Consider the following 12,397-nt stretch of genomic DNA (forward strand, 5'->3'; position numbering starts at 1 on the left):
ACAGCGAACCAACGCCTGCAGCACCAAGCCCGCTGCGGGGACACCCAGCCGAAGGACAACGATGTCTGAGAACAAGGTCATGTCTGATCTTGAAATTGCCCGCAACGCCACCATCCTGCCCATTGTGGACATCGCCCAACGCGCGGGCATCACAGCAGATGCCCTTGAGCTGTACGGGCCCTACAAGGCCAAGATCAATCCAGCCAAGTTGGTACTCCCGGCACGCACTGCACCTGGCAAGGTGGTCCTGGTGTCTGCCATGTCCCCCACCCCCGCCGGTGAAGGGAAGTCCACCACCACCGTGGGGCTCGCAGACTCACTGGCACGCGCCGGACACAAAGTGATGATCGCCCTGCGCGAGCCCTCTTTGGGTCCCATCCTGGGCATGAAGGGCGGAGCCACCGGCGGTGGTTACTCGCAGGTGTTGCCAATGGATGACATCAACCTTCACTTCACCGGCGACTTCCATGCGATCACATCCGCCAACAACGCCCTCATGGCACTGGTGGACAACCATATTTTCCAAGGCAACGAACTCGGTATCGATCCCCGCCGCATGACCTTCAAACGCGTGCTGGACATGAACGACCGGTCCCTGCGGGAAGTGGTCATCGGCCTCGGCGGCCCCGTGCAAGGCGTGCCCCGGCAGGACGGCTTCGACATCACCGTCGCGTCCGAAATCATGGCGGTCTTCTGCCTGGTGACGGACTTGGACGACCTCCGCTCGCGGCTGGGCCGGATCACCTTTGGCTACACCTACGATCGTGCGCCGGTCACCGTTGCTGACCTCGGCGTTGAGGGTGCCCTGACCATGCTGTTGAAGGACGCCATCAAACCCAACCTCGTCCAAACCATCGCCGGGACACCTGCTTTGGTTCATGGTGGCCCGTTCGCGAACATCGCCCACGGCTGCAACTCGTTGATCGCCACCAGCACGGCCATGCAACTCGCCGACATCGTAGTCACCGAAGCCGGATTCGGGGCAGACCTCGGCGCCGAAAAGTACATGGACATCAAGGCGAGAATCGCCGCGGTGGCGCCATCCGCCGTCGTGGTGGTTGCGACCATCAGGGCCCTCAAGATGCAGGGCGGGGTCCCCAAGGACCAGCTCAGCCAACCGAACGTCGAGGCCGTGGCCGCCGGGGTGGAGAACCTCCGGAGGCACGTCCGCAACGTTGCCAAGTTCGGCATCTCCCCCATCGTGTCCATCAACAAGTTCGCCACGGACACCCCCGAGGAACTGGAGTGGCTGCTCGCCTGGTGCGCCGCGGAAGGTGTTGAAGCCGCCGTCGCCGATGTCTGGGGCCGGGGCGGCGGAGGCGACGGTGGTGACGACCTCGCTGCCAAGGTGGCAGCTGCCCTGGACGCGCCATCCGATTTCCACCACCTCTACCCGCTGGAAATCCCTGTGGAGGACAAGATCAGGACCATCGTGCAGGAGATCTACGGGGCAGACGGCGTCGAATTCTCGGTTCCTGCCCTGAAGCGCCTCGCGGAGATCGAAAAGAACGGCTGGTCCGACTTCCCCGTCTGCATGGCCAAGACACAGTATTCCTTCACAGACGACGCCTCCCGGCTGGGGGCGCCCAAGGGATTCACGGTGCACGTCCGCGAGCTGATCCCCAAGACCGGCGCCGGGTTCATTGTCGCGTTGACCGGCGCTGTCATGACCATGCCCGGACTGCCCAAGGAGCCAGCCGCGATGCGCATGGACGTGGACGCTGAAGGACAACCCACGGGCCTCTTCTAGCCCTGTCTCACAACCCGCGCCCTTCAGCCCCACCCTCTCTCACAACCCGCGCCCTTCAGCCCCACCCTCTCTCACTCTTTTAAAGAAAGTGAGAGAGCATCCGCCCCAAACCCGAGGGATGTGAGAGAAGGTTCGGGAAACGACAAACGCCCCCGTATCGGATACGGGGGCGTTTGGTTTACGAGGAGTGTTTAGCGCTCGATGTCGCCGCGGATGAAAGCCTCAACCTTGTCGCGGGCGAGGTCGTCGTTGAACTGCTCCGGCGGGGACTTCATGAAGTAGCTGGAAGCGGAAAGCAGCGGGCCGCCGATGCCGCGGTCCAGGCCGATCTTGGCGGCACGGATGGCATCGATGATGACACCTGCGGAGTTCGGGGAATCCCAAACCTCGAGCTTGTATTCGAGGGACACCGGGGCGTCACCGAAGTTGCGGCCTTCGAGGCGGACGAAGGCCCACTTGCGGTCATCAAGCCAGGCAACGTAGTCGGACGGCCCGATGTGGACGTCATCGGCGTGCAGCTCGGCCTCAACGTTGGAGGTCACAGCCTGGGTCTTGGAGATCTTCTTGGACTCGAGACGGTCGCGCTCCAGCATGTTCTTGAAGTCCATGTTGCCACCGACATTCAGCTGGTACGTGCGGTCCAGGGTGACGCCGCGGTCTTCGAAGAGCTTGGCCATGACGCGGTGCGTGATGGTGGCACCGATCTGGCTCTTGATGTCATCGCCCACGATCGGGACACCGGCCTCGGTGAACTTGTCAGCCCACTCCTTGGTTCCGGCGATGAAGACGGGCAGGGCGTTGACGAACGCTACACCGGCGTCGATGGCGCACTGGGCGTAGAACTTTGCAGCCTGGTCCGAACCGACGGGCAGGTAGCAGACCATGACGTCAGCCTTGGCCTCGCGCAGCGCTGCGACGATGTCCACGGTCTCTTCGGGGGCTTCAACGATGGTCTCGCGGTAGTACTTGCCCAAGCCGTCGAGCGTGTGCCCGCGCTGGACGGTGACTCCGGTAGCCGGCACGTCGGCGATCTTGATGGTGTTGTTTTCGCTCGCTCCGATGGCGTCGGCGAGGTCCAGTCCAACCTTCTTGCTGTCTACATCAAAGGCAGCAACGAACTGGACGTCGTTGACGTGGTACTGGCCGAACTCGACGTGCATCAGACCCGGGATCGTGGCCTTGGGGTCAGCGTCGCGGTAGTACTGAACACCTTGGACCAGCGATGCGGCGCAGTTACCTACGCCGACAATGGCAACACGAATCGGATGTGAAGACACGGAACTCCTTTGAGAACTAAACCTCATGTGCCAGGCGCAGCCCTGACTGAGTCCAGGGCACGACTGATTGGCACGGCGCCATTCGGCGCACTATTGCATTGTAACCAACACAGCAGGGGCCGGCTTTGTTCCCGGCCGGTCCCTGCTGTTTTATGGCGAAGGTCAGCAGGCTACTTTTGGGCCCACCGGTTGATGTCCGATTCCACGGCAAACTCGTCGATGGCGGTGAGCTCGTCGGTGGTGAACTTCAGGTTGTTGATGGCACTGAGCGTGTCCTCGAGCTGGGCCACGCTTGAGGCACCAACCAGCGCCGAGGTCACGGGTGAGCCCTTCGGTTGGTCGCGCAGGATCCAAGCGATAGCCATCTGGGCCAGCGTCTGCCCGCGCCCTTCGGCGATGGCGTTCAGCCCACGCACCCGGTCCAGCTTCTCCTCGGTCAGCTGTGATTCGGACAGGAACCGCTCCTTGGCGGCCCGGGAATCGGCCGGTACGCCGTTGAGGTAGCGGTTGGTGAGCATGCCTTGGGCCAGGGGCGAGAACGCGATGGATCCGGCGCCTACTTGATCCAGTGCCTCGTAGAGATTGGGTGAGCCGTCCTCCGTCCAGCGGTTCAGCATGGAGTAGCTGGGCTGGTGGATGAGCAACGGCGTTCCCAGCTCCTTAAGGATCCGGGCAGCTTCAAGGGTCTGCTCCGGGGTGTAGGAGGAGATGCCGGCGTAAAGCGCTTTGCCGGATCGGACAGCGTAGTCCAAGGCGCCCATGGTTTCTTCCAGCGGAGTCTCAGGGTCGGGACGGTGGCTGTAGAAAATGTCCACATAGTCCAGGCCCATGCGCTCCAGCGACTGGTCCAGGCTGGAAATCAGGTACTTGCGGGATCCCCACTCGCCGTACGGACCGGGCCACATGTAGTAACCGGCCTTGGTGGAGATGACCAGTTCGTCACGGTACGGCTTGAAATCATCCTTCAGGTGGCGCCCGAAGTTGGTCTCGGCTGAGCCGTCCGGGGGTCCGTAATTGTTGGCGAGGTCGAAGTGGTTGACACCGAGATCGAACGCGCGGCGCAGGATGGCGCGCTGTTCGTCAAACCGTTTGTCGTCGCCGAAGTTGTGCCAGAGGCCCAGCGAGATGGCGGGGAGCTTGAGTCCACTGCGTCCGACGCGGCGGTAGGGCATGGTTTCGTAGCGGTTTTCCGCGGCCGAATAAGTCATACGTACCATCCTGCCACTGCACAATCCAGGGTGACGGCGCTGTCCGCCATGTGGGCGCCGTCACCCCGGATTGAGTATGGCTTAGTTGACGCGTACGACGACGGCGCTCCCGCCGGGAAGCGTCAGTGTCCCCTCATCGAGGACTGCTTCAGGGTCAGTGGCCAGCAACATGGAGCCGCTGAGGGGTGTCCCGAGTGCCTCGTCACCGAAGTTGCACACCACCCGAACGGTGCCGCGGGAGAACTGCAGCCAGTGTTCGTCGTCGTCGTATTCCACCACGGTGCTGCCGAAGCCACCGTCCACCAGCTCGGGGGTGTTTCGGCGCACCTGTGCTAAATCCTTGTACAGCTGAAGCAGGCGTGCATGGTTTCCCTCGCCAACTTCGTCCCATTTGAGTTTGGACCGGTGGAAGGTTTCCGGGTCCTGTGGGTCCGGCACCACCGCGGGGTCCCACCCCATGCGTTCAAATTCCTTGATGCGGCCCTCTGCGGTAGCCTTCCCGAGCTCGGGCTCCGGGTGGGAGGTGAAGAACTGCCATGGCGTGGACGCACCGAATTCCTCGCCCATGAAGAGCATGGGCGTAAACGGAGATGTCATGGTCAGCACCGCACCAATGGCCAGCTTCCCATAGGACAGCGACGCAGTGAGGCGGTCACCGATGGCGCGGTTGCCGATTTGGTCGTGGTTCTGGAGGCAGACAACCAAAGCTGACGGATGCGCCAGATCCCTGCGGATGGGCCGGCCGTGGTGCCGTCCGCGGAAGCTGGAGTAACTGCCATCGTGAAGGAATCCATGCTCCAGCACCTTCGCCAGGACCGCCAGTGAATCGAAGTCCGCGTAGTAGCCGGTGGTTTCCCCGCTCAGGTTGACGTGAACGGCGTGGTGGAAATCGTCGCTCCACTGGCCGTCAAGTCCGTATCCATTGTCCTTGCGTGAATAAATGAGGCGCGGGTTGTTCAAGTCCGACTCCGCGATCAAAGTCCGGGGAATTCCCGTTTCGGCCTCGATCTGATCACCCAAAGCCCCGAACTCCTCCAGGATGTGGACGGCCCGTTCGTCACGCAGCGCGTGGACGGCATCAAGGCGGAGTCCGTCCACGTGGTAGTCACGGAGCCACATCGCCGCGTTCTCCAGGATGTAGCGCCGGACGTCGTCCGAGCCCGGGCCATCCAGGTTGACGGAGTCACCCCACGTATTTCCCTCCCCTGTTTTCAGGTAGGGACCGAACTTGGGCAGGTAGTTTCCGCTGGGTCCAAGGTGGTTGTAGACGACGTCCTGGATGACGCCCAAGCCGGCAGCATGCGCGGCGTCCACAAACCGCTGGTACGCCGCCGGGCCGCCGTAGGGCTCATGGACGGCGTACCAAAGCACTCCGTCGTAACCCCAGTTATGGACACCATTGAAACCGTTGACCGGAAGCAACTCGATGAAGTCCACTCCGAGGTCCACCAAGTAGTCCAGCTTGGCGGCGGCGGCATCCAGCGTTCCTTCCGGGGTGAAGGTACCCAGGTGAAGCTCATAGATGACGGCTCCCTTGAGCGGCCGGCCCTTCCAGGCCGAGTCCTGCCACTCATGGACGGAGGGATCGAACGTGGCTGACAACGAGTGCACGCCGTCCGGCTGCCTCCGCGAGCGCGGATCAGGGAACGGACCCTCTCCGTCCACGATGTACCCGTACGGCACCCCGTCACTTTCCTGGCCAGCCACCTCAGCCGGCGCCCGCCACCAGCCCGGGGCGGCGGCGTCGTGGTGTTCCATGGCGTACTCACGTCCATCGGCAACAAGCCGGACCGAGTCAGCGTTCGGCGCCCAGACGTCGTAGCGGTTTTTTCCAGCAGCGTGCTCCAGCATCATGCTCCCTTATGCGTGTTCAAGCGTGCGTTGCAGTGATGGTTTGCGGTATTGAGTGTCAGTCCGTCGGCACCAGCAGTGCCACCGGGTACTGCTCCAACAACGTGGCCAACGGGACAGTGCCTGCACTGTACGTGTGTCCGGTGAGTTCGTCCCGGGCGTTGACGGACAATTCGATGGCTGTTTCACGCCAGCCACCTTGGCGTGCAAGTCGCTTGGGCAGCCGGGTGGCAACCGTGAGGGCACCGCGCCGATCAGCTCCGCGATCAAAGGCCACCACGTGATCTGCGGCCGCACCATGTGCGACCACCGGCGAGTATCCACCGAAAAGCTCAGGCCGATCGCGCCGCAACCGCAGTGCCCGGGACACCACCAGCAGCTTGGCTGCATCATCCGTGAACGGTGGGGCAGCACCGTTGTCCAGCTCTCCCAAGGCCGTCATCCGGGCCTGGAAGTCAACGGGTCGCCTGTTGTCAGGATCGGTCAGGGAGCCGTCCCGGAATTCTGTGCCCTGGTAGACGTCAGGAACCCCGGGCATTGTCAGCTGGACCAACTTGGCCGACAACGAGTTGGACGTCCCGTACGGTTCGAGCTCAGCGACAAAGTTGGCCAGCGCCGCTGCAACCTCCGGGACATCAAATACAGAGTCGACGGCGGCAGCCAAGTGGCGCTCGAAGTCCTGGTTGGGGTCGGTCCAATTTGTTGAGTTACCGGCCTCACGCGCCGCCTTCAGGGCATATGACTGAAGACGTCCGCGGTCTGCCGGCCACGCACCAACAACTGACTGCCACACCAGTGCGGCCAACGGGCCGTCCGGAATCGGGGCCAACTCCTGGACTGTCCCCAGGAAGAGTTCCCACTCCGGGACGGCCTCGGAAATCACGGATATACGCGCCCGGGCGTCCTCGCTCCGCTTGGTGTCATGGGTGCTCAGCGTAGTCATGGACAACGGAAGGACCTGCTGGCGGCGGGCCATGCGCTCATGGAAGACGCCGGTGGACACGGCGAACTCGGTGGGATCGGCCCCCACCTCGGTGAGGGTACCCAAGCGGGTGTAGCGGAAGAACGCTGTGTCCTCCACGCCCTTGGCCATCACCATGCCGGAGGTCTGCTGGAAACGCCGGGCCAAGGCGCCGGCGGAATCGAGCAGCAGCGGCGTCAGGTCTTCCAAGACCGCTTTGAGGTCTGCACGGTTTTCCGCAGCATGGCGGATGGACTCAACCAAGACGTCCTGACCGTACGGGAGGTAGGTGCGGTAGATCGGGAAGCAGCAAATGACTTCCGCGATGGCATCAGCCACCTTGTCCGCCGGCAAGTCCATGGAAGGAGGCACCAGGCGTGCGAGCCTCAGAATCTCTGACCGCAGAATGCCATCCGCAATACGGCGTTTGGTCCCGTGGATCATCTCCTCGTAGTCCGCCGGGGCATCCGCATCCCGCAGCCTGGCATCGAGTGAGTCGAGGTATTCCTCCGCTGCGGGGTCCACGAAGAGCCGGTCCACGTCAGCGAGGGCGTCGTAACCGGTGGTACCTTCGCAGTCGAAGCTGTCCGGCAGCTGCTCCCCCGGCTCCAGGATTTTCTCGACAAGCAGGTACGCACCGCCCGTTGCTTCCCGCAGCCTGGCCAGATAGCCCTCGGGATCCGCCAGGCCGTCCGGATGGTCGATCCTAAGCCCATCCACCAGTTGCTCACGGAACCACCGGACGATCTCTTCATGGGACTCTTCGAAGACCCACGGGACCTCCACCCGGACGCCAGCCAGGGTATTGACCGCGAAGAACCGGCGGTAGTTCAGTTCGGCGTCGGCCCTGCGCCAGCCCATGAGCTGGTAGTGCTGCCGGGCATGGACGTCCTGGGGACTGTCACCGGGGGCAAAAGTGCCCTCGGCCAAGGGAAAACGGTGATCGTAATAGTGCAGTTCACCGTCCACCACAGTGAGTTGTTCCAGGTCGTCATCGCTGCCCAGGACCGGAATACGGATCTTCCCGCCACCGAAATCCCAATCGACGTCGAAGGCCTCGGCGTACTTGGACCCGCGGCCTTCCTTCAGGAGCTGCCACCACCAAGCGTTCTGCCCGGCCGAAGCAACGCCCATGTGGTTGGGCACAATGTCGGCCAGAATGCCCAAACCCTGTTCCCGGGCCGCCTTGGAGAGTGCGGCGAGCCCCTCGGTACCACCGCGCGAGGGATCCACAGTGGAAGGATCGGTGACGTCATAACCGTGGTCCGATCCCTCCTCCGCGGTGAGGATGGGCGAGACATAGACCCAGTCCACCCCGAGGGTCCGCAGGTAGCCCGTGAGCTCCGCCGCGTCCTGGAGTGTCAGTCCTGGCCTGATCTGGAGCCGGTACGTTGAGACGGGAGTCCTCATGAGTCCGCCTTCTTCGTTGCTCCGGACTCCTCGCCGGCCGGGGCGTCTCCCTTGTAGTCGAAGGGCAGCGACGTCACAGCAGGAGCCGTGATGGACGCCGTTTCCGGAGTGCTCGTCTGGGTCAGCGCAGCCAGTGATGCTGCCACAGAGTGGTCGGGCTCTACCTCTGGAGTGCTGTGCGCACGCAGCACGACCAAGGACTTGGCGCCGACCATGAGGATCTGGTCCGGTTTGACGACACCCGCCTCGGCACCTTCTCCCGCGGTGTCGATCATGACATCCCATGCGGGTGCGTATTCATCCGAAGGAATCCGGAAGCCTACCTCGTCCTGATCCGCGTTGAAGTAGAGCAGGAAGTTGACGTCGGTAATACGCCGGCCTTGGTTATCACGGCCGTGAATGCCATCGCCGTTCAGGAACACACCAACGGAGCGTCCCAGCGCTTCATCCCAATCCGAGGGACTCATGGTGCTCGCGTCAGCGTCCAACCATACGATGTCCGGCAGTCGTTCGCCTTCGCCCCGGAGCACAGGGCGTCCGTCAAAGAACCGGCTTCGCCGAAGGCTGGGGTGCTTGGCACGCAGGGCGCACACGGCAGCGGTGAACTCGATGAGCGGCTGGTCCACGTTCTCCCAGTTGATCCACGTCAGTTCAGAGTCCTGGCAGTAGCCGTTGTTATTGCCGCGCTGTGTCCTGCCGAGCTCGTCGCCGTGGAGCAGCATGGGTACACCTTGCGAGAGGAAAAGCGTGGCGATGAAGTTGCGCTGTTGGCGCGCCCTCAGGCCCAGGACTGTGGGGTCCTCGGTGGGTCCTTCGGTGCCGCAGTTCCACGAGCGGTTGTGGGATTCGCCGTCGTTGTTGTCTTCGCCGTTGGCCTCATTATGTTTCTCGTTGTAGGAAACGAGGTCGGCCAGGGTGAAGCCATCGTGGGCAGTGACGAAGTTGATCGATGCCACGGGACGGCGGCCCGAGTGCTCATACAGATCGGCGGAGCCGGTCAACCGGGACGCGAATTCACCCAAGGTGGACGGTTCACCGCGCCAGAAGTCGCGGACAGTATCGCGGTACTGGCCGTTCCATTCGGTCCACTGCGGCGGGAAGTTGCCCACCTGGTAGCCGCCGGGACCAACGTCCCACGGCTCGGCTATGAGCTTCACTTGGGAAACCACCGGATCCTGCTGGATCAGTTCGAAGAAGGTTGAAAGCTTGTCGACGTCGTAGAACTCGCGGGCCAGCGTGGAAGCGAGGTCAAAGCGGAATCCGTCCACGTGCATCTCGGTCACCCAGTACCGCAGGGAGTCCATGAGCAGTTGGAGGGAGTGCGGGCTCCGGACGTTCAGCGAGTTTCCCGTGCCGGTGTAGTCCATGTAGTACTTCTGGTCGTCTTCCACCAGGCGGTAGTACGCGGAGTTGTCGATCCCCTTGAAAGACAGCGTGGGGCCCAGGTGGTTGCCCTCTGCCGTGTGGTTGTACACCACGTCCAGGATGACTTCGATGCCCGCCGTGTGCAGGGCACGCACCATGGCCTTAAAGTCCTGGACCTGCTGGCCGGTATCGCCCTTGGAGCTGTAGCTGTTGTGGGGCGCAAAGAAACCAATGGTGTTGTAGCCCCAGTAGTTGTTCAGGCCCTTGTCCTGCAGAATGCCGTCGTTGACAAACTGGTGCACCGGCATCAGTTCAATGGCGGTGATTCCCAGTTTCTGCAGGTGCGAGATGACCGCAGGGTGGGCCACACCGGCATACGTGCCCCGCTGTTCTTCGGGTACCTCCGGGTGCATCTGCGTCAAGCCCTTGACGTGGGCCTCGTAAATGACCGACTTGTGGTACGGAATCCGCAGAAGCTTGTCTCCGTCCCAGTCAAAGAACGGGTTGATGACGACGCCCAGCATCATGTGCGGTGCGGAGTCCTCATCATTGCGGGAATCCGGGTCCCCCAGGTTGTACGAGAACAGCGCCGGGTCCCAGTCGATCTGCCGGTGGATGGCCTTGGCGTAAGGATCCAGCAGCAACTTGTTGGGGTTGAAGCGCTGACCGGCGTCGGGGTCGTAGGGGCCGTGCACACGGTAACCGTACTTTTGCCCCGGCTGAACCTGCGGAAGGTAGCAGTGCCATACGTAACCATCCACCTCGGTGACTTCCACGCGGACTTCCCCGCCGTCGTCGTCAAAGAGGCACAACTCTACTCTTTCGGCCTTCTCGCTGAACAGCGCGAAGTTGGTGCCGGTGCCGTCAAAGGTGGCACCCAGCGGATAAGCCGATCCAGGCCAGACTTCCATGCGTTCTCCTCTTGATGATGCGAACAACTGCTGCAAGCCTACTCATGACCCATGACACGGACAGTAACCTTAGGGTCTTGGACGGTCGCATTCCGCGTTCAGCGAACCCAACACGCGCGGCACCGCAGCCATGACCGCCGACGCTGTAATGGGGCCGCCCGCCAATTCCGCGGACGCTGCCGATCCTGCCCGTCCGTGGACGCTCGCCGCAACAGCCGCCAACGCAGCCCAGCGGTCGGCAACGTCCAGTCCCAAGGCGGCATAGGGGCCGTCGTCGTCCTTGATCGTTTCGGCGCACTGCGCCAGCAACGCGCCCAGCACTCCCCCCAGGACATCCCCGCTTCCCGCAGTCGCCATCCATGCGGTGCCCTCGGATTGGCTGAAAACAATGCCCGACGGCGACGCCACCAGCGTGGTGGCTCCCTTCAGTAGCACGGTGGCGCCCGTTTGTTCGGCGGCCTGCCGTACGAAATGCAGCGGACGCGACTCTACGTCATCGCGGGTCACAGCTACCTCACCCGTGGACGGGAGGGAATCGAACAGGATAGCCAATTCTCCAGCGTGTGGCGTCAGAATCCAATGGGGCGGGCAGCGTTCCGGCAGGAGACTCAGCGCACCGGCGTCGGCTACCACGGGCAGATCGTTGGCAAGGGCAGCCTCGGCAGCTTTCCTGGCGCGCTCCAGCTGCTCTTCCCCATCAACGCCCGAGCCCAGTAACCACGCCTGGACGCGGCCGGGCTCATCGGGCTCCCAGAGGGCTTCCGGGGTTTGGGCGAGCACCAACTGTCCCACCGTTTGAGGACCGGCATACCGCACCATCCCCGCCCCAGCCAGGGCTGCGGCATGCACACTAAGAACAGCAGCACCGGCAAACCGCACCGAACCCGCTACAACGCCCAGGACACCCCGGGAATATTTATGTGCCCGGCGGCCAGGATGGGGCAGTACCGCTCCTACATCCTGGGAGGTGAGGCGGCGGAGCTCCGGCTGCTGGGACTCAAGTGATCCTTCGATGCCGATCTTCACCACGTGCACCCGCCCGGCACAGCCCTCGCCGGGATCGGTCATCAGCCCCGCTTTCACGCCGCCAAAGCTGACTGTGACGTCTGCTTCCAGCACCGGCCAGTGAACTTCACCGGTGTTGGCGTCCATGCCGCTGGGGAGATCGCAGGCCACTACCAACCGTGGACGGAGTTCCTGGAGGGATGCAACCAGTTCAGCCGAGGAACCACGCAGGCCCCCACGGGCCCCCGTGCCGAGCAGGGCATCGATGATCACGTCGTCGCCGGCGCATAGGACCGCGAGTTCTTCAGCGTTCCCGGGTTCGAGGTACAAGGTCCTCCCACCGGCTGAGGCAAAAGCAGCCAAAGCCTCCGGGTGGACTTCAGCCGCGGCGAGTACCGCCGTCGTTCGCATCCCCCGGCGGGCCAGCAGGGCCGCAGCGAATAGACCGTCGCCGCCATTGTTGCCCTTGCCTGCCAGGACAGTCACACTTGCGCCCGCCAGCTTGCGCCGGGATTTGACCTCGCGCACCACGGCTTGGGCCAGCCCGTAGGCTGCCCGTTGCATAAGAACAGCGCCCTCACCAGCGTCAAGGAGCGGTTGTTCCGCATCCCTGATCTGTTGTCCGGTGAAGGCGCTGATCATTGTTGTTGAGAGTCCGA

Annotated in this window: 7 protein-coding genes; 1 reads left to right on the plus strand and 6 read right to left on the minus strand. The window is 63.0% G+C overall.

Going from position 1 to position 12,397, the window contains the following annotated elements; all coding sequences use genetic code 11:
- Positions 1-61: 61 nt before the first annotated feature.
- Positions 62-1,750, plus strand: coding sequence for a formate--tetrahydrofolate ligase (locus ABIE35_RS00420; protein ID WP_354511929.1), 1,689 nt, complete (start codon positions 62-64; stop codon positions 1,748-1,750).
- Between the two features lie 191 nt (positions 1,751-1,941).
- Here the strand turns inward: ABIE35_RS00420 and ABIE35_RS00425 are convergent, their stop codons facing one another.
- The 6 genes from ABIE35_RS00425 to ABIE35_RS00450 all read right to left on the minus strand — a co-directional run bounded on the left by ABIE35_RS00425 (position 1,942) and on the right by ABIE35_RS00450 (position 12,380).
- Positions 1,942-3,027: an inositol-3-phosphate synthase gene (locus tag ABIE35_RS00425; RefSeq protein WP_354511931.1), complete on the minus strand. Its 1,086-nt coding sequence runs from the start codon at positions 3,025-3,027 to the stop codon at positions 1,942-1,944.
- A 170-nt stretch (positions 3,028-3,197) separates the two neighbouring features.
- Positions 3,198-4,235, minus strand: coding sequence for an L-glyceraldehyde 3-phosphate reductase (gene mgrA / locus ABIE35_RS00430; protein ID WP_354511932.1), 1,038 nt, complete (start codon positions 4,233-4,235; stop codon positions 3,198-3,200).
- A gap of 81 nt (positions 4,236-4,316) precedes the next feature.
- Positions 4,317-6,086 (minus strand): malto-oligosyltrehalose trehalohydrolase, encoded by a 1,770-nt coding sequence (gene treZ / locus ABIE35_RS00435; protein WP_354512339.1) that lies wholly within the window; start codon positions 6,084-6,086, stop codon positions 4,317-4,319.
- Positions 6,087-6,144: 58 nt separating this feature from the next.
- Positions 6,145-8,457: a malto-oligosyltrehalose synthase gene (gene treY, locus ABIE35_RS00440; protein ID WP_354511934.1), complete on the minus strand. Its 2,313-nt coding sequence runs from the start codon at positions 8,455-8,457 to the stop codon at positions 6,145-6,147.
- Positions 8,454-10,733, minus strand: coding sequence for a glycogen debranching protein GlgX (gene glgX, locus ABIE35_RS00445; RefSeq protein ID WP_354511935.1), 2,280 nt, complete (start codon positions 10,731-10,733; stop codon positions 8,454-8,456). Before glgX ends, treY begins: the two co-directional genes overlap by 4 nt.
- A 69-nt stretch (positions 10,734-10,802) precedes the next feature.
- On the minus strand, positions 10,803-12,380 hold the full coding sequence (locus ABIE35_RS00450) for an NAD(P)H-hydrate epimerase (RefSeq protein ID WP_354511937.1): 1,578 nt from the start codon (positions 12,378-12,380) through the stop codon (positions 10,803-10,805).
- Positions 12,381-12,397: the final 17 nt, after the last annotated feature.

The organism is Paenarthrobacter sp. 4246 (assembly GCF_040546855.1).
Taxonomy (GTDB): Bacteria; Actinomycetota; Actinomycetes; order Actinomycetales; family Micrococcaceae; genus Arthrobacter.

Bases quoted from the DNA above. Each gene is read 5' to 3' on its own strand.
- treY (WP_354511934.1), bottom strand. From the start codon at position 8,457: ATGAGGACTCCCGTCTCAACGTACCGGCTCCAGATCAGGCCAGGACTG.
- ABIE35_RS00450 (WP_354511937.1), bottom strand. From the start codon at position 12,380: ATGATCAGCGCCTTCACCGGACAACAGATCAGGGATGCGGAACAACCG.
- mgrA (WP_354511932.1), bottom strand. From the start codon at position 4,235: ATGACTTATTCGGCCGCGGAAAACCGCTACGAAACCATGCCCTACCGC.
- treZ (WP_354512339.1), bottom strand. From the start codon at position 6,086: ATGCTGGAGCACGCTGCTGGAAAAAACCGCTACGACGTCTGGGCGCCG.
- glgX (WP_354511935.1), bottom strand. From the start codon at position 10,733: ATGGAAGTCTGGCCTGGATCGGCTTATCCGCTGGGTGCCACCTTTGAC.
- ABIE35_RS00420 (WP_354511929.1), top strand. From the start codon at position 62: ATGTCTGAGAACAAGGTCATGTCTGATCTTGAAATTGCCCGCAACGCC.